18 protein-coding genes and 1 pseudogene are annotated in these 16482 nt (G+C 59.1%); 14 read left to right on the top strand and 5 right to left on the bottom strand.

What is annotated here, in order from left to right; translation table 11 throughout:
• The first annotated feature begins 88 nt into the window (after positions 1-88).
• The 3 genes from KW062_RS25370 to KW062_RS25360 all read left to right on the top strand — a co-directional run bounded on the left by KW062_RS25370 (position 89) and on the right by KW062_RS25360 (position 1762).
• A complete protein-coding gene (locus tag KW062_RS25370; RefSeq protein WP_027617841.1) occupies positions 89-577 on the top strand; it encodes a TIGR00645 family protein in 489 nt (162 codons plus the stop codon).
• Between the two features lie 135 nt (positions 578-712).
• Positions 713-1015, top strand: coding sequence for a DUF6482 family protein (locus tag KW062_RS25365; protein WP_027617842.1), 303 nt, complete (start codon positions 713-715; stop codon positions 1013-1015).
• 129 nt (positions 1016-1144) lie between these two features.
• Complete coding sequence (locus KW062_RS25360) at positions 1145-1762, top strand: FKBP-type peptidyl-prolyl cis-trans isomerase (RefSeq protein ID WP_027617843.1); 618 nt, start codon at positions 1145-1147, stop codon at positions 1760-1762.
• A 102-nt stretch (positions 1763-1864) separates the two neighbouring features.
• Here the strand turns inward: KW062_RS25360 and KW062_RS25355 are convergent, their stop codons facing one another.
• The 3 genes from KW062_RS25355 to KW062_RS25345 all read right to left on the bottom strand — a co-directional run bounded on the left by KW062_RS25355 (position 1865) and on the right by KW062_RS25345 (position 3798).
• Positions 1865-2122: a PA4570 family protein gene (locus tag KW062_RS25355; RefSeq protein ID WP_027617844.1), complete on the bottom strand. Its 258-nt coding sequence runs from the start codon at positions 2120-2122 to the stop codon at positions 1865-1867.
• A gap of 190 nt (positions 2123-2312) precedes the next feature.
• Positions 2313-2654: a zinc ribbon domain-containing protein YjdM gene (locus tag KW062_RS25350; protein ID WP_027617845.1), complete on the bottom strand. Its 342-nt coding sequence runs from the start codon at positions 2652-2654 to the stop codon at positions 2313-2315.
• A 175-nt stretch (positions 2655-2829) separates the two neighbouring features.
• The gene (locus KW062_RS25345; protein WP_027617846.1) at positions 2830-3798 is read right to left on the bottom strand and encodes a polyprenyl synthetase family protein; all 969 of its coding nucleotides are present in this window, start codon (positions 3796-3798) and stop codon (positions 2830-2832) included.
• A 239-nt stretch (positions 3799-4037) separates the two neighbouring features.
• On the opposite strand from KW062_RS25345, the gene rplU reads away from it, so the two are divergent.
• From rplU to KW062_RS25320, 5 genes are all read left to right on the top strand, one after another.
• Positions 4038-4352 (top strand): 50S ribosomal protein L21, encoded by a 315-nt coding sequence (gene rplU, locus KW062_RS25340; RefSeq protein ID WP_007950961.1) that lies wholly within the window; start codon positions 4038-4040, stop codon positions 4350-4352.
• Positions 4353-4386: 34 nt separating this feature from the next.
• A complete protein-coding gene (gene rpmA, locus KW062_RS25335) occupies positions 4387-4644 on the top strand; it encodes a 50S ribosomal protein L27 (RefSeq protein WP_003176049.1) in 258 nt (85 codons plus the stop codon).
• Between the two features lie 193 nt (positions 4645-4837).
• Positions 4838-6061: an Obg family GTPase CgtA gene (cgtA, locus tag KW062_RS25330; protein WP_027617847.1), complete on the top strand. Its 1224-nt coding sequence runs from the start codon at positions 4838-4840 to the stop codon at positions 6059-6061.
• A 137-nt stretch (positions 6062-6198) separates the two neighbouring features.
• Entirely contained in the window at positions 6199-7317 is a 1119-nt protein-coding gene (gene proB / locus KW062_RS25325) for a glutamate 5-kinase (RefSeq protein ID WP_027617848.1), read from the top strand.
• Positions 7318-7333: 16 nt separating this feature from the next.
• On the top strand, positions 7334-7798 hold the full coding sequence (locus KW062_RS25320) for a CreA family protein (protein ID WP_027617849.1): 465 nt from the start codon (positions 7334-7336) through the stop codon (positions 7796-7798).
• Positions 7799-7976: 178 nt separating this feature from the next.
• On the opposite strand, the gene rpsT is transcribed toward KW062_RS25320, so the two are convergent.
• Positions 7977-8255 (bottom strand): 30S ribosomal protein S20, encoded by a 279-nt coding sequence (gene rpsT / locus KW062_RS25315; RefSeq protein ID WP_007901883.1) that lies wholly within the window; start codon positions 8253-8255, stop codon positions 7977-7979.
• Positions 8256-8506: 251 nt separating this feature from the next.
• Between rpsT and murJ the strand changes: the two genes are divergently transcribed.
• The 6 genes from murJ to ispH all read left to right on the top strand — a co-directional run bounded on the left by murJ (position 8507) and on the right by ispH (position 15889).
• A complete protein-coding gene (murJ, locus tag KW062_RS25310) occupies positions 8507-10045 on the top strand; it encodes a murein biosynthesis integral membrane protein MurJ (RefSeq protein ID WP_027617850.1) in 1539 nt (512 codons plus the stop codon).
• A gap of 120 nt (positions 10046-10165) precedes the next feature.
• Positions 10166-11104 carry a bifunctional riboflavin kinase/FAD synthetase gene (gene ribF / locus KW062_RS25305; protein ID WP_027617851.1) on the top strand — a complete coding sequence of 313 codons (939 nt, stop codon included), beginning with the start codon at positions 10166-10168 and terminating at the stop codon, positions 11102-11104.
• A 13-nt stretch (positions 11105-11117) separates the two neighbouring features.
• Positions 11118-13949: an isoleucine--tRNA ligase gene (ileS, locus tag KW062_RS25300; RefSeq protein ID WP_027617852.1), complete on the top strand. Its 2832-nt coding sequence runs from the start codon at positions 11118-11120 to the stop codon at positions 13947-13949.
• Entirely contained in the window at positions 13942-14454 is a 513-nt protein-coding gene (gene lspA, locus KW062_RS25295; RefSeq protein WP_027617853.1) for a signal peptidase II, read from the top strand. The genes ileS and lspA overlap by 8 nt, the downstream gene beginning before the upstream one ends.
• Complete coding sequence (gene fkpB, locus KW062_RS25290) at positions 14447-14899, top strand: FKBP-type peptidyl-prolyl cis-trans isomerase (RefSeq protein ID WP_027617854.1); 453 nt, start codon at positions 14447-14449, stop codon at positions 14897-14899. Before lspA ends, fkpB begins: the two co-directional genes overlap by 8 nt.
• A gap of 42 nt (positions 14900-14941) precedes the next feature.
• Positions 14942-15889, top strand: coding sequence for a 4-hydroxy-3-methylbut-2-enyl diphosphate reductase (ispH, locus tag KW062_RS25285; protein ID WP_027617855.1), 948 nt, complete (start codon positions 14942-14944; stop codon positions 15887-15889).
• Between the two features lie 117 nt (positions 15890-16006).
• On the opposite strand, the pseudogene KW062_RS25280 reads toward ispH, so the two are convergent.
• Positions 16007-16384, bottom strand: a pseudogene (locus KW062_RS25280) (GspH/FimT family pseudopilin); the annotation flags it as partial.
• Between the last annotated feature and the right edge of the window lie 98 nt (positions 16385-16482).

Genomic DNA, 16482 nt, shown 5'->3' with positions numbered 1-16482 from the left:
AGAGCGTCGAGTGATGAGGGGCTGCGGTTTATGGTGGTTTGAGCGGCTGATATACTCGCCGCCATTTCCAGCCCTGGTGTGAGATTCAATGGAACGCTTTATCGAAAACGCAATGTACGCCTCGCGCTGGTTGCTTGCGCCGATCTACTTCGGCCTGTCCCTGGGCCTGCTGGCCCTGGCCCTGAAGTTCTTTCAGGAAGTCTTCCACGTTATCCCCAACGTGTTCTCGATGGCCGAGTCGGACTTGATCCTGGTGCTGTTGTCGCTGATCGACATGGCGCTGGTAGGCGGCCTGCTGGTGATGGTGATGATCTCCGGATACGAGAACTTCGTGTCGCAACTGGACATCGACGAAACCAAGGAGAAGCTCAACTGGCTGGGAACCATGGATTCTTCTTCGCTGAAGATGAAAGTCGCAGCTTCGATCGTGGCGATCTCCTCGATCCACCTGCTGCGCATTTTCATGGACGCCAAGAACGTCGATCCCGAGCATTTGAAGTGGTACGTGATCATTCACATGACCTTCGTCATCTCCGCGTTCGCCATGGGTTACCTGGACAAGCTGACCAAGCACTGATTGCCGTCCGCATCGCAGCACCTCGCCGCCCGCCCGTTGTGAAACGGACGGGCGGCGGCGTTTATGGCTTGTGCTTTTACGTGCCGAAGCCTATCCCTGTAAAGGTCCAGGTTCGCCATTGCGAGGGCTGTGCTCATGAATCTGCAAGAGTTGAACGCCTATGCCATCGCCGGGAAGGTCGATGAGCTGAACCTGATTTCCATGGAGGGCGGGATCTACCTGCTTGAGGCGCGCATGCACGGTGCGGCGGTTCCTCTGAGCGATGCCCATGGGCAGATGATGAAAATACGCTCGGTGGAGCATGCAAGGGAAACGCTGCAGAGTTTTCCAGTCCTGCCGTTCAACCTGGTTCACACCCTGGTGCATGACGAGATGTGTGGCCTGGTCCAGAGCGACGAGGAAAGCCTCAAGGTGCCCATCGCTTTTCGTTCGGTCTGATACAAGTCGCGCCCTGATCACGGCAACGGCTTCTGTGCTAGTCTGCTCGCCCTTTTGGTTCCGGGCGTTCCGGGATGCGCTGTGCACGCACGGCATTGTCTCGGGCCGTCCGCACAGCGGAGCAGTGTCATGTCCGAAGTAAATCTGTCCACCGACGAAACCCGCGTCAGCTACGGCATTGGCCGTCAGCTGGGCGACCAACTGCGCGACAACCCGCCACCGGGCGTTAGCCTGGACGCGATCCTGGCCGGTCTGACCGACGCCTTCGCCGGCAAGGAAAGCCGCGTTAGCCAGGAAGCCATGTCCGCCAGCTTCCAGGTCATCCGCGAAATCATGCAAGCCGAAGCGGCCGCCAAAGCCGAAGCGGCTGCCGGTGCAGGCCTGGCATTCCTGGCTGAAAACGCCAAGCGTGACGGCATCACCACTCTGGCTTCCGGCCTGCAATTCGAAGTGCTGACCGCCGGTGAAGGCGCCAAGCCATCGCGTGAAGACACCGTGCGTACTCACTACCACGGCACTCTGATCGACGGCACTGTGTTCGACAGCTCCTACGATCGTGGTCAGCCTGCGGAATTCCCGGTAGGTGGCGTGATCGCCGGCTGGACCGAGGCCCTGCAACTGATGAACGCCGGTAGCAAATGGCGCCTGTACGTGCCGAGCGAACTGGCCTACGGCGCTCAAGGCGTTGGCAGCATCCCGCCGCACAGCGTTCTGGTGTTCGACGTCGAGCTGCTGGACGTTCTGTAATGCCTGACCCTGTAGGTGCGAGCCTGCTCGCGATTGCATTTGCACGGTTTCAAGTCTGAACCGCATCGCTGGCAAGCCAGCTCCTACAGGGTTTTATGTGACTCATATTTCGATCTTGTGGGTCAGCTCGTGCGCCGGGCGCAAGGCTCGGGCGTAGCAGAACAGGAACAGGTTGCGCACTAGTTCCTTGAGCACAACCGGCTCGCTTGAACTCAGGCCATTGAGGTCCAGGTCACCCTGATCCTGCAGTTCACTCAAGGCTTCTTCCTCCAGTACCGCGCAGACTTCTCCGGTTTCCCGATGCAGGATTCTGAGGTAAGGGTGCGGGCGGTCCAGCCATGCATCGATCAAGTAAGTCATGATGCTCATCTCCATGTCAGTGGTTTGATGAGAATAATTCTTATTCAATTAATAGCAAGTGCCTATTGGCAGTTTCTGCGGTTTTTGTGCGGGGCATTGCTGAGGATCAAAACGGCTAGCGTTTTGCCATGATTGGGCGTGGAGCGGGGAGTGCCATCGCGCACCAGGTACGCAATGGCATGCAGCAGGCTCAGACTTTGCGGACGAACTCGGATTTGAGTTTCATCGGGCCGATACCGTCGATCTTGCAGTCGATGTCGTGATCGCCGTCGCACAGACGGATGTTCTTGACCTTGGTGCCGACCTTGACCACCAGCGAAGTGCCCTTGACCTTGAGGTCCTTGATCACAGTGATGGTGTCGCCATCTTGCAGGACATTGCCGACCGAATCCTTTTTCACGGTTTCATCGGACGCCGCCTCGGCTTCGCCGTTGGCGGACCACTCGTGGGCGCACTCCGGGCAGATCAGCTGGGCGCCGTCTTCGTAGGTGTATTCGGAATTGCATTTCGGGCAGGGTGGCAACGTGCTCACTAAAGCTCCTTGAGATTAGGATCATTAAAGGGCGCACATTGTATAGGGTTTTAGGCGAGAGTGGGGTGGCGCGCGGGATGTAACTGTAGGAGCGAGCCTGCTCGCGATGGCGGAATATCAGGCAACCCATCGTTGGCCGAAGAAACGCTATCGCGAGCAGGGGGCTGCAGTGTTATCAGTGCGTACGGGCGACCGCAAACTCGCTCAGTTCGACCAGGGCATCGCGGTACTCACTGGCAGGCAGCGCGTCCAGGCACTTGATTGCCCGGGCCACGTAATCACGGGCCAATTGTGCGGTGTACTCCAGCGAACCCGAGGCTTCCACGGCAGCGCGGATGCTTTCCAGGTCTTCGATGCCGCCTTTCTGGATCGCCTTGCGCACCAGGGCCGCTTGCTCCGGTGTGCCTTCACGCATGGTGTAGATCAGTGGCAGGGTCGGTTTGCCTTCGGCCAGGTCGTCGCCGACGTTCTTGCCCAGGGTTTCAGCGTCGCCACGGTAGTCCAGCAGGTCGTCGACCAGTTGGAACGCGACGCCCAGGTGGTCGCCAAAGGTGCGCAGGGCTTCGCTCTGCTCGGCGGTGGCGCCGGCCAGTGCAGCCGCGCTGTGGGTCGAGGCTTCGAAGAGCATCGCGGTTTTGCCGCGGATGACTTCCATATAGGTTTCTTCGGTGGTGCTGGCGTCGCGAACCTTGGACAGTTGCAGTACTTCGCCTTCAGCAATGATCCGCGTGGCTTGCGAGAGAATCTTCATCACCGGCATCGAGCCCAGTTCAACCATCATCTCGAACGAGCGCGAGTAGAGGAAGTCACCTACCAGCACGCTTGGGGCGTTGCCCCACATGGCGTTGGCCGTCGAGCGGCCACGGCGCATGCCCGACATGTCGACCACGTCGTCATGCAGCAGGGTAGCGGTGTGCAGGAACTCGATAGTGGCGGCCAGCAGGCGCATGTCGTCGCCTTCGCGACCCAGGGCCTTGCCGCATAGCAGCACGAGTAACGGACGCAGGCGCTTGCCGCCAGCCGAAGTGATGTAGTCGCCGATTTTCGATACCAGCGGCACTCGGGAAGTCAGCTGCTTCTTGATGATGCCGTCGACGGCGCTAAAATCGTCCGCCACCGCGCGGTAGAAAGCTTGGGGTTGCATCAGCGACAGTTGCTCCATAAGGGTTGCGCGGCATGCTAGGACCCACGCCAGCAGGTGTCAAGGCGCGATGGACGGCCCCTTGCAAGGCGCTCGTGGCTTGCGTACAATCGCGCACCCTGAACTTCCTGGGCAGCACCTGCCTTACGCAATTGCATTCGGGACGTCCATCCCATGCAGCCATGCCAGCCAATACCTCTTCTTATAAAGAGCTGGGTGAGCAGGATTATCGGAGAAATACCATGTCGTACGCAGTAATTGTTACTGGTGGCAAGCAATACAAGGTCGCCCCAGGTGAATACCTGAAGATCGAAAAACTGGAAGTCGCTACTGGCGAATCCGTTACCTTTGATCGCGTTCTGTTGGTCGCCAATGGCGATGACGTGAACATCGGCGCTCCAGTTGTTGCTGGCGCTACCGTTGTGGCTGAAGTGATCTCCCAAGGTCGTCACGATAAAGTCCGCATCATCAAGTTCCGTCGTCGTAAGCACCACATGAAGCGTATGGGCCACCGCCAGTGGTACACCGAGATCAAAATCACCGGTATTCAGGCTTAATTTCAGCCTAATTCCTCACTAGGAGAATTGACTCATGGCACACAAAAAAGCTGGTGGTAGTACCCGTAACGGTCGCGACTCAGAAGCCAAACGCCTTGGCGTGAAGATGTATGGCGGCCAGAAAATCATTCCGGGCAACATCATCGTGCGTCAGCGCGGCACCCAATTCCACGCTGGCTACGGCGTTGGCATGGGTAAGGATCACACCCTCTTCGCTAAAATCGAAGGCGTGATCAAGTTCGAAGTAAAGGGCGCGTTCAACCGCCGTTACGTGAGCGTAGTCGCAGCTTAATTGCGCGATCGCTGGAAAAGCCCTGTCTCGCGACGGGGCTTTTTCGTTTGTGGGGTGAGTCTCTTGCAAAGCTGTTTGTGATGAGTGAAAGCAGCTGGATTCGCGGTTGTGCTTGAGGTCGCTGCGCTCATCTTTGCAAGAGTCTTATGTCTTGTTTTTTTCGGCTCGTCCGTATGGCGAGAGGCGTTTTGTTATGAAGTTTGTTGATGAAGTATCCATTCGAGTAAAGGCTGGTGACGGCGGCAATGGCTGCATGAGTTTCCGTCGCGAAAAGTTCATCGAAAACGGTGGTCCAAACGGCGGTGATGGTGGTGATGGTGGTTCGGTCTACATGGTTGCCGACGAAAACCTGAACACCCTGGTCGACTATCGCTACACCCGTCACTTCGACGCCGAGCGCGGCTCGAACGGTGGCAGCACCGACTGCACCGGCAAGAAGGGCGAGGATCTGATCCTGCGCGTGCCGGTAGGTACCACGGTGATCGACTCGGCCACCCAGGAGGTCATTGGTGACCTGACCAAGGCTGGCCAGAAATTGATGGTTGCGCATGGTGGCTGGCACGGTCTGGGCAATACCCGTTTCAAATCCAGTACCAACCGTGCGCCGCGCCAGACGACGCCGGGCAAGCCGGGCGAGCAGCGTGACCTCAAGCTGGAAATGAAGGTGTTGGCAGACGTGGGTCTACTGGGCTTGCCGAACGCCGGCAAGAGTACCTTTATCCGCTCGGTGTCGGCCGCCAAGCCGAAAGTTGCCGACTACCCGTTCACCACGCTGGTGCCGAACCTCGGTGTGGTCAGTGTCGATCGCTGGAAAAGCTTCGTGGTGGCGGACATTCCGGGTCTGATCGAAGGTGCTTCCGACGGCGCCGGCCTGGGAATTCGTTTCCTCAAGCACTTGTCCCGTACCCGTCTACTGCTGCACCTCGTTGACATGGCGCCACTGGATGAAACCAGTGCTGCCGATGCGGCTGAAGTGATCGTCAGTGAATTGACCAAGTTCAGCCCGTCACTGGCTGAGCGTGATCGTTGGCTGGTGCTGAACAAGTGCGACCAGATTCTCGAAGAAGAGCACGAGGAGCGGGTCAAGGAAATCGTTGAGCGCCTGGAGTGGACTGGTCCGGTCTATGTGATCTCGGCGATCGCCAAAGAAGGTACCGAGCGTCTGACGCGCGACATCATGCGCTACCTGGAAGATCGTGCCGATCGCCTGGCCAATGACCCGGCCTACCGCGAAGAGCTGGCGGAGCTCGATCAGCGCATCGAAGATGAAGCGCGTGCTCAGTTGCAGGCGCTGGATGATCAGCGCGCTCTGCGTCGCAGTGGCGTGAAGTCGGTCCACGACATCGGCGACGATGATTGGGATGAAGAAGATGTGGATGACGAAGACGGTCCGGAAATCATTTACGTGCGTGACTGACTCGTTGCGATAAACTGAAGCGCCGCTCAATCGAGCGGCGTTTTGGTATCTGGAAATCGATTGTTGGTCACGAATAACCACGAATAACGTCACGGGCAGCGCTGGGTCGTGCTGCCCTCAAGCTAAGGTTGAAGATGATGCGGAGCAAGGTGACAGGTGCGCAGCGTTGGGTCGTGAAGATCGGCAGCGCTTTGCTGACGGCTGACGGCAAGGGGCTGGATCGCGCGGCGATGGGTGTCTGGGTTGAGCAGATGGTGGCCCTGCATGAGGCGGGTGTCGAGCTGGTGCTGGTGTCCTCCGGGGCGGTGGCGGCCGGCATGAGTCGCTTGGGCTGGACCGCTCGACCCAGTGCGATGCACGAACTCCAGGCGGCGGCTGCAATCGGTCAGATGGGGCTGGTGCAAGCCTGGGAGTCGAGCTTTGCCGAGCATGGTCGTCATACTGCGCAGATTCTGCTGACCCATGACGATTTGTCCGACCGTAAGCGCTACCTCAATGCCCGCAGTACCTTGCGTGCGCTGGTGGAGCTCAAGGTGATTCCGGTGATCAACGAGAATGACACTGTGGTCACGGATGAAATTCGTTTTGGCGACAACGACACCCTGGCGGCGCTGGTGGCCAACCTGGTCGAGGCTGATTTGCTGGTGATCCTCACGGATCGTGACGGCATGTTCGACGCTGATCCGCGAAACAATCCTGATGCTCAACTGATTTACGAAGCGCGTGCCGATGATCCGGCGCTGGATGCGGTTGCTGGCGGTACCGGTGGTGCGCTGGGGCGTGGCGGAATGCAGACCAAGCTGCGTGCGGCGCGGCTGGCAGCGCGTTCGGGGGCGCATACGATCATCGTCGGTGGTCGCCTGGAGCGGGTGCTGGATCGTCTGAAGTCGGGCGAGCGAATCGGTACGCTGTTGTCGCCTGAGCGCGGCATGCTGGCGGCGCGCAAGCAATGGTTGGCCGGGCATCTTCAGACCCGTGGCACCCTGGTCCTGGATGCTGGAGCGGTCTCGGCATTGTCTGAGGGTAACAAGAGTCTTCTGCCGGTCGGGGTCAAGCTGGTTCAGGGCAGCTTCCGTCGCGGTGAGATGGTGGTGTGTGTCGCGCCGGATGGACGTGAGATTGCCCGTGGCCTGGCCAACTACAGTGCGCTTGAGGCGCAGAAGATTATTGGTCAGTCCTCTGAGTCGATTGTCGGTTTGTTGGGGTACATGGCTGAGCCGGAGCTGGTTCATCGCGACAACCTGATTCTGGTCTGATGTGGGGGGAAGTCGCATGCGCATGGCAAGTGGGTTGATGGGTTTGTTGTTGGCGCTGCCGTTGCTGGCGTCGGCGGAAGAGATTGGCCAGGTGTCGACAGTGTTCAAGTTTGTCGGGCCAAACGATCGTATCGTTGTCGAGGCCTTTGATGATCCCAAGGTCGATGGGGTGACCTGCTACCTGTCGCGCGCCAAGACTGGCGGGGTGAAGGGTGGGCTGGGGTTGGCCGAGGATCGGGCGGAGGCTTCCATTGCCTGTCGTCAGGTGGGGCCAATCAGTTTCAAGGGTGAGCTCAAGGATGGGGATGAGGTGTTCAAGGAGCGCACCTCGCTGGTGTTCAAGACCATGCAGGTGGTGCGGTTCCTCGATAAGAAGCGCAACACGCTGGTGTACCTGGTCTACAGCGATCGCCTGATCGAGGGTAGTCCGCAGAATGCGGTGACGGCGATTCCGATTTTGCCGTGGCCTAGCGCCCAGTAACCTGGCAGAGGTTCAGGTGTGGGGGTGGGTCGGCTCCGGGCGGCGTTTCGACGATTGCTGAATGTCGGCGAACATAATCGTTGAGTGTTAAGTCGCTTTCGTGAGCAGGCTCGCTCCCACACAAATCGCAGGCAATAAAAAACCGACCCTGAGGTCGGTTTTTTAGTGAGCGTGTCGCTTAGGCAGCAGCGGCAACGTTCAGAGCCTTTACGTGGCCATTCAGGCGGCTCTTATGACGAGCAGCTTTGTTCTTGTGGATGATGCCTTTATCGGCCATGCGGTCGATAACAGGCACAGCCAGAACGTAAGCAGCTTGCGCTTTAGCAGCGTCTTTGGCGTCGATGGCTTTAACTACATTCTTGATGTAGGTACGAACCATGGAACGCAGGCTGGCGTTGTGGCTGCGACGCTTCTCAGCCTGTTTTGCACGTTTTTTGGCGGAAGGTGTGTTGGCCACCGTCGAGCTCCTCGAAAGACTTTTTGGGAAATAGCAAACAAAATAGGCCGCGAATCATGCCGATGAGTTGAAGTCTTGTCAAGGGCGGTTGAGACGTTCCGCTAAGTGGTAGGTATAAAGCGCCGGTATATTTCATTCCAGCGTACGACCTGTAAACTCGCGAGCTTTGGCTCTGTGCTGTTGCGGCGCGGAGTATCGCATAAGTGGGCGCATTGTTCGCCTGCTGTTTATCGACAGACAAGAACTCTTTAATGAATCTGCTCAAGTCGTTGGCCGCCGTCAGCTCTATCACGATGATTTCCCGGGTTCTGGGATTTGTCCGTGACACCCTTGTCGCCCGCATCTTTGGCGCCGGCATGGCCACGGACGCTTTCTTCATTGCCTTCAAGCTGCCCAATCTGCTGCGGCGGATCTTTGCCGAGGGCGCTTTTTCCCAAGCATTTGTCCCGATCCTGGCTGAATATAAAAACCAGCAGGGCGAGGAGGCGACGCGCACTTTCGTTGCCTATGTGTCGGGGTTGCTCACCCTGGTGCTGGCGCTGGTCACCGTGCTGGGGATGATCGCGGCGCCCTGGGTGATCTGGGCTACTGCGCCCGGCTTTACCACGACCCCGGAGAAATTCGAGCTGACCTCGAGTCTGTTGCGGGTGACCTTTCCTTATATATTGCTTATTTCGCTGTCATCGCTGGCCGGGGCGATCCTCAATACCTACAACCGCTTTTCGGTGCCCGCATTCGTGCCGACGTTGCTGAACGTCAGCATGATCATTTTTGCTCTGTTCTTGACCCCGTATTTCGATCCGCCGGTGATGGCGCTGGGTTGGGCGGTATTGGCCGGCGGCCTCGCGCAGTTGCTCTATCAACTGCCGCACTTGAAAAAGATCGGCATGCTGGTGCTGCCCCGTCTGAACCTACGTGACACCGGTGTCTGGCGGGTCATGAAGCAAATGCTGCCGGCAATCCTTGGGGTCTCGGTCAGTCAGATTTCGCTGATCATCAACACCATTTTTGCCTCGTTCCTCGTAGCGGGCTCCGTGTCCTGGATGTACTACGCAGACCGCCTGATGGAGCTGCCGTCGGGTGTGCTCGGCGTAGCGTTGGGCACCATTTTGCTGCCAACACTGGCCAAGACCTATGCCAATCAGGATCGTCACGAGTACTCGCGGATTCTCGATTGGGGTCTGCGTCTGTGCTTTGTGCTGGTGCTGCCGTGTGCGCTGGCGCTGGGAATCCTCGCCGAACCCCTGACGGTGTCGCTGTTCCAGTATGGGCAGTTCAGCGCCTTCGATGCCTCGATGACCCAGCGTGCGCTGGTGGCTTATTCAGTCGGGTTGCTGGGGATCATCCTGATCAAGGTGCTGGCTCCAGGCTTTTATGCACAACAAAACATCCGAACGCCGGTGAAAATCGCGATTTTTACCCTGGTGGTGACCCAGTTGTTCAACCTGGCCTTGATCGGCCCGTTCAAGCACGCAGGCCTGGCATTGGCCATCAGTGCGGGCGCCTGTCTGAACGCGGGCCTGTTGTTCTATCAGTTGCGTAAACAAAAGATGTATCAGCCACAACCGGGCTGGGCAGTGTTCGGCTTCAAGCTGGTACTGGCGGTCGCCGTGATGTCCGCGGTATTGCTCGGGCTGATGCACTTCATGCCACCCTGGAGCGACGGTCATATGCTTGAGCGATTCCTGCGCCTGGGTCTGCTGGTGGCTGCGGGGATCGTGGCCTATTTCGGCATGCTGGCAGCGCTCGGTTTCCGCCTGCGGGACTTCAATCGCAAGGCGCTGAGTTGAGGTGCTGATCAGCTTCGAGGCGGGGTTTTTGTCGGTTCAATCATTTTGGGGTACGGTGTTGCCTGTCGTCGGCCGCCGGGTGTGGTTATAATCGACCACTTTATGAGCAAGAAGCGCGTTATGCAGCTGGTTCGAGGCCTCCACAATCTGCGCCCCCAGCATCGGGGCTGCGTCGCCACTATTGGCAACTTTGACGGTGTTCACCGTGGTCACCAGGCTATCCTGGGTCGGCTGCGTGAACGTGCGCTTGAGTTGGGCGTACCCAGCTGCGTGGTGATTTTCGAACCGCAGCCGCGGGAATTCTTTGCCCCCGACACTGCACCGGCACGCCTGGCCCGGTTGCGCGACAAATTGCAGTTGCTGGCAGACGAGGGGGTCGACCGGGTGTTGTGCCTGGCGTTCAATCAACGCCTGAGCAAGCTGAGCGCGAGTGAGTTCGTCGACACCATTCTGGTGGACGGCCTCGGCGTCAAGCACCTGGAGGTCGGTGACGACTTCCGCTTCGGCTGCGACCGATTGGGCGATTTCGATTTCCTGCTGCAGGCCGGTCAGGTTCACGGTTTCACCGTTGAAGCGGCGCAAACCGTCGAACTGGACGGTATTCGAGTCAGCAGCACCCAGGTGCGTAACGCCTTGGCCGCTGCCGACTTTGCCTTGGCTGAACGCCTGCTTGGGCGCCCGTACCGAATCGCCGGGCGTGTGCTGCATGGGCAGAAACTGGCCCGGCAGCTGGGTACACCCACTGCCAATATTCAACTCAAGCGTCGTCGCGTGCCGTTCACCGGGGTTTACCTGGTCGATGTGCAGATCGACGGCAAGACCTGGCCCGGCGTCGCCAATATCGGCGTACGGCCTACGGTCCAAGGTGATGGCAAGGCCCACCTTGAAGTTCATCTTCTAGATTTTGCCGGCGATCTGTATGACCGGCGTTTGACGGTGGTTTTCCACCAGAAGCTGCGCGAAGAGCAGCGTTTTGCCTCTCTGGAGGCACTGAAAACGGCGATCAACGCGGATGTCGCCGCCGCCCGTGCATTAGCCGCACCTAGCGCCAATCGCTAATTAAGAGCCTTAAATGACCGACTATAAAGCCACGCTTAACCTTCCGGACACCGCCTTCCCAATGAAGGCCGGCCTGCCTCAGCGCGAACCGCAGATTCTGCAGCGCTGGGACAGCATTGGCCTGTACGGAAAGTTGCGCGAGATTGGCAAGGATCGTCCGAAGTTCGTATTGCACGACGGCCCTCCGTACGCCAACGGCACCATTCATATCGGTCACGCACTGAACAAGATTCTCAAGGACATGATCATCCGCTCGAAGACCCTGGCGGGCTTCGACGCGCCTTATGTCCCGGGCTGGGACTGCCATGGCCTGCCGATCGAGCATAAAGTCGAAGTGACCCACGGCAAGAACCTGGGCGCGGACAAAACCCGCGAACTGTGCCGTGCCTACGCCACCGAGCAGATTGAAGGGCAGAAATCCGAATTCATCCGTCTCGGCGTGTTGGGCGATTTCGCCAACCCCTACAAAACCATGGACTTCAAGAACGAGGCCGGCGAAATCCGCGCCCTGGCGGAAATCGTCAAGGGTGGCTTCGTGTTCAAGGGCCTCAAGCCAGTGAACTGGTGCTTCGACTGCGGCTCGGCATTGGCCGAAGCGGAAGTCGAGTACGAGAACAAGAAGTCCTCGACCATCGACGTCGCCTTCCCGATCGCCGACGAGGCCAAGCTGGCCGCAGCGTTCGGTCTGCCTTCGCTGACCAAGCCGGCTTCCATCGTGATCTGGACCACCACCCCGTGGACCATCCCGGCCAACCAGGCGCTGAACGTGCACCCGGAGTTCACCTACGCCCTGGTTGATGCCGGCGACAAGCTGCTGGTGCTGGCTGAAGAGCTGGTAGAGTCGTGCCTGGCGCGCTATTCGCTGCAAGGCTCGGTGATTGCCACTGCCACCGGTTCGGCGCTGGAACTGATCAATTTCCGTCATCCGTTCTACGATCGTCTGTCGCCGGTGTATCTGGCCGACTACGTCGAGCTGGGCGCCGGCACCGGCGTGGTTCACTCCGCTCCAGCCTATGGCGTTGACGACTTCGTGACCTGCAAGAAATACGGCATGGTCAACGACGACATCCTCAATCCGGTCCAGAGCAATGGCGTGTACGCACCTTCGCTGGAGTTCTTCGGCGGCCAGTTCATCTGGAAAGCCAACCCGGCTATCGTCGATAAGCTGACCGAAGTCGGTGCGCTGCTGCACACCACCATCATCGAACACAGCTACATGCACTGCTGGCGCCACAAGACCCCGCTGATCTACCGCGCCACCGCGCAGTGGTTCATCGGTATGGACAAGCAGCCGACCTCCGGCGACACCCTGCGCCAGCGCTCGATCAAGGCCATCGAAGAGACCAAGTTCGTCCCGGCCTGGGGCCAGGCGCGCCTGCACTCGATGATTGCCAACCGTCCGGACTGGTGCATCTCCCGCCAGCGTAACTGGGGCGTGCCGATCCCGTTCTTCCTGAACAAGGAAAGCGGCGAGCTGCATCCGCGTACCGTCGAGCTGATGGAAGAAGTCGCCAAGCGCGTTGAAGTCGAAGGCATCGAAGCCTGGTTCAAGATGGATGCTGCCGAGCTGCTGGGCGACGAAGCGCCACAGTACGACAAGATCAGCGACACCCTGGACGTCTGGTTCGACTCGGGTACCACGCACTGGCACGTGCTGCGCGGTTCGCACCCGATGGGTCACGAGACCGGCCCGCGTGCCGACCTGTACCTCGAAGGTTCTGACCAGCACCGCGGTTGGTTCCACTCGTCGCTGCTGACCGGTTGCGCCATCGACAACCACGCACCGTATCGTGAGTTGCTGACCCACGGCTTCACCGTCGACGAGTCCGGCCGCAAGATGTCCAAGTCCCTGGGCAACGTAATTGCGCCGCAAAAGGTCAACGACACCCTGGGCGCCGACATCATGCGCCTGTGGGTAGCCTCCACCGACTACTCGGGCGAGATGGCGGTTTCCGAGCAGATCCTGCAACGCAGTGCGGATGCCTACCGGCGCATCCGTAATACCGCGCGCTTCCTGCTGTCCAACCTGAGCGGTTTCAACCCAGCTACCGATATCCTGCCAGCTGAAGAGATGCTCGCGCTGGACCGTTGGGCCGTGGATCGTACCCTGCTGCTGCAACGTGAACTGCAAGAGCACTACGGCGAGTACCGTTTCTGGAACGTCTACTCGAAGATCCACAACTTCTGCGTGCAGGAGTTGGGTGGTTTCTACCTCGACATCATCAAGGACCGTCAGTACACCACCGGCGCCAACAGCAAGGCTCGCCGCTCGGCGCAGACCGCGCTGTTCCACATCAGCGAAGCGCTGGTGCGCTGGATCGCGCCGATCCTGGCCTTCACCGCCGACGAGTTGTGGCAATACCTGCCGGGCGAGCGTAATGAATCGGTGATGCTTAACACCTGGTATGAAGGCTTGAGCGAGCTGCCGGAAGGTTTCGAGTTGGATCGTGCCTATTGGGATCGGATCATGGCGGTCAAGGTTGCCGTGAACAAGGAAATGGAAATCCAGCGCGCAGCCAAGGCGGTGGGTGGCAACCTGCAAGCCGAAGTGACCTTGTTCGCCGAAGAAGCGCTGAGCGCCGACCTGGCTAAATTGAGCAATGAACTGCGCTTCGTGCTGATCACCTCGACCGCGACCGTCGCCCCACTGGTGCAAGCTCCGGCCGATGCCGTGGTCACCGAAGTCAGCGGTCTGAAGCTGCAGGTGGTGAAATCGAGCCACGCCAAGTGCGCCCGTTGCTGGCACTGCCGTGAAGACGTTGGTGTGAATCCGGAGCATCCGGAAATCTGCGGTCGTTGCGTCGATAACATCAGTGGCACTGGCGAGGTTCGCCACTATGCCTGATGCCTCTGGCCGTTTCGGACGGTTGGGCTGGCTCTGGTTGAGCTTGCTGGTCCTGGTCATCGACCAGGCCAGCAAGTTCTACTTCGAAGGCTCGCTAACCATGTACCAGCAAATCGTGGTCATTCCCGATTATTTCAGCTGGACCCTGGCCTACAACACCGGTGCCGCCTTCAGCTTCCTGGCTGACAGCTCCGGCTGGCAGCGCTGGCTGTTTGCTCTGATTGCGATCGTGGTCAGTGGCGTGCTGGTGGTCTGGCTCAAGCGCCTGGGGCGCAACGACACCTGGCTGGCGGTTGCGCTGGCTTTGGTGCTCGGTGGTGCGCTGGGCAATCTTTACGACCGCATTGCCCTGGGGCATGTGATCGATTTCATTCTGGTGCACTGGCAGAACCGCTGGTATTTCCCGGCGTTTAACTTTGCCGACAGTGCCATCACCGTTGGTGCGGTGATGCTCGCGCTGGATATGTTCAAAACCAAGAAAACCGGAGAAGCCGTACATGACTGAACAGGTATTGATCGAGCAACGTATCGGTCAGAACACGGAAGTCACTTTGCATTTCGCATTGCGCCTGGAGAACGGCGATACGGTCGACAGCACTTTCGACAAGGCTCCGGCGACTTTCAAGGTGGGTGATGGCAACTTGCTGCCGGGCTTCGAAGCGGCACTTTTCGGTTTCAAGGCCGGCGACAAGCGCACACTGAGCATCGAGCCTGAGCGTGCCTTTGGCCAGCCCAACCCGCAAAACGTGCAGATCATCCCGCGCTCGCAGTTCCAGGACATGGACCTGTCGCCGGGCTTGCTGGTGATCTTCAACGACGCGGCCAATACTGAGTTGCCAGGTGTAGTGAAAGAGTTCGATGACGCGCAAGTGACCATCGACTTCAATCACCCGTTGGCTGGCAAGACCTTGACCTTTGACGTGGAAATCATTTCCGTTAAAGCGCTTTAAAGTCGTTTTTCATTGTTTTTGCGCGCAAGACACGAGGCACACATGCAAATCAAACTCGCCAATCCCCGTGGCTTCTGCGCCGGTGTTGACCGGGCAATCGAAATCGTCAACCGCGCCCTGGAGGTCTTCGGGCCGCCGATCTACGTGCGCCACGAAGTGGTACACAACAAGTTCGTGGTTGAAGATTTGCGTGCACGGGGAGCGATTTTCGTCGAGGAACTGGATCAGGTGCCGGATGACGTCATCGTGATTTTCAGTGCTCACGGTGTGTCCCAGGCGGTTCGCAGCGAAGCCGCAGGTCGCGGCCTGAAAGTGTTCGATGCCACCTGCCCATTGGTGACCAAGGTGCATATCGAGGTTGCGCGCTACAGCCGTGACGGGCGTGAATGCATCCTGATTGGCCACGCCGGTCACCCGGAAGTCGAAGGCACCATGGGGCAGTACGACGCCAGCAATGGTGGCGCGATCTACCTGGTCGAAGACGAAAAAGACGTGGCTGCGCTGCAAGTGCACAACCCGGACAGGCTTGCATTCGTCACGCAGACCACTTTGTCGATGGATGACACCAGTCGGGTGATCGACGCCCTGCGCACACGCTTTCCGGCCATTGGCGGTCCGCGCAAGGATGACATCTGCTACGCCACGCAAAACCGCCAGGATGCCGTCAAGCAACTGGCTGATGAGTGTGACGTGGTGTTGGTGGTCGGCAGCCCGAACAGCTCCAACTCCAACCGTCTACGTGAGCTGGCTGAGCGCATGGCGACCCCGGCCTACCTGATCGATGGCGCCGAGGACATGCAACGCAGCTGGTTCGATGGCGTCCAGCGGATCGGCATCACGGCCGGTGCGTCGGCCCCGGAAGTGCTGGTGCGTGGCGTGATCGAGCAGTTGCACGCCTGGGGCGCGACGGGCGCTGATGAGCTGGCGGGTCGTGAGGAAAACATTACGTTCTCGATGCCCAAGGAACTGCGCGTTCGTACCTTGCCCTGAGGTATTGCCTGATGCACACAAGGCGTGCTCCGCCTTGTCGTGCCGCAGGCTGACACGCCCGGTTTTCGACAGCACGACTTGATGATGGGTGATCGCTGCGCGCGATGCGCAGATGAATAGTGTTCCTGCCTGAAATCCTCCCCCAGGAAACAGCGGTTCACCGAGGCTGCTGAATCGCACGTGGCGCCTCACCGGTTGATTGCCCGCGATCTTCACCGGTACCCCCGTCTGGCGTTGCAGCAGCATTGGATTGTCGGGATCAAGATGACCACGCCCGCTGACATCCAGAATGACCCGCCAACCCTGGCCCCAATCATCATTCAAGGCATGCACCACCACCGCTTGATTACGCATCAGGGCCTCGGTACGTGCGCTGCGCAAGCCGCTGGCCAAGACGTTGGCAGCATTTTCCCGGCGTTGCGATTGTGTGTACTCGGCGAATACAGGGCCGGCGAGCTGCAGGGCGATAGCCGTGATGGCCAGCACCGTCAGCATTTCGATCAGGCCAAAACCTTTTTGCACCATGCGGTCTCCTTCCCTGGAGGGCGTTTCCATTGCTGTGGTGGCTAACCCTAGTTGCTGATCGCACAAGC

This window comes from Pseudomonas fluorescens (assembly GCF_019212185.1).
Lineage (GTDB): Bacteria > Pseudomonadota > Gammaproteobacteria > Pseudomonadales > Pseudomonadaceae > Aquipseudomonas.
The sequence above is the reverse complement of the archived record's forward strand: the minus strand, read 5'-3'. Positions and strand labels throughout refer to the sequence as shown.

Coding starts and splice junctions, on each gene's coding strand:
- KW062_RS25370 (WP_027617841.1), top strand. CDS start 89: ATGGAACGCTTTATCGAAAACGCAATGTACGCCTCGCGCTGGTTGCTT.
- KW062_RS25365 (WP_027617842.1), top strand. CDS start 713: ATGAATCTGCAAGAGTTGAACGCCTATGCCATCGCCGGGAAGGTCGAT.
- KW062_RS25360 (WP_027617843.1), top strand. CDS start 1,145: ATGTCCGAAGTAAATCTGTCCACCGACGAAACCCGCGTCAGCTACGGC.
- KW062_RS25355 (WP_027617844.1), bottom strand. CDS start 2,122: ATGACTTACTTGATCGATGCATGGCTGGACCGCCCGCACCCTTACCTC.
- KW062_RS25345 (WP_027617846.1), bottom strand. CDS start 3,798: ATGCAACCCCAAGCTTTCTACCGCGCGGTGGCGGACGATTTTAGCGCC.
- rplU (WP_007950961.1), top strand. CDS start 4,038: ATGTCGTACGCAGTAATTGTTACTGGTGGCAAGCAATACAAGGTCGCC.
- rpmA (WP_003176049.1), top strand. CDS start 4,387: ATGGCACACAAAAAAGCTGGTGGTAGTACCCGTAACGGTCGCGACTCA.
- cgtA (WP_027617847.1), top strand. CDS start 4,838: ATGAAGTTTGTTGATGAAGTATCCATTCGAGTAAAGGCTGGTGACGGC.
- proB (WP_027617848.1), top strand. CDS start 6,199: ATGCGGAGCAAGGTGACAGGTGCGCAGCGTTGGGTCGTGAAGATCGGC.
- KW062_RS25320 (WP_027617849.1), top strand. CDS start 7,334: ATGCGCATGGCAAGTGGGTTGATGGGTTTGTTGTTGGCGCTGCCGTTG.
- murJ (WP_027617850.1), top strand. CDS start 8,507: ATGAATCTGCTCAAGTCGTTGGCCGCCGTCAGCTCTATCACGATGATT.
- ribF (WP_027617851.1), top strand. CDS start 10,166: ATGCAGCTGGTTCGAGGCCTCCACAATCTGCGCCCCCAGCATCGGGGC.
- ileS (WP_027617852.1), top strand. CDS start 11,118: ATGACCGACTATAAAGCCACGCTTAACCTTCCGGACACCGCCTTCCCA.
- lspA (WP_027617853.1), top strand. CDS start 13,942: ATGCCTGATGCCTCTGGCCGTTTCGGACGGTTGGGCTGGCTCTGGTTG.
- fkpB (WP_027617854.1), top strand. CDS start 14,447: ATGACTGAACAGGTATTGATCGAGCAACGTATCGGTCAGAACACGGAA.
- ispH (WP_027617855.1), top strand. CDS start 14,942: ATGCAAATCAAACTCGCCAATCCCCGTGGCTTCTGCGCCGGTGTTGAC.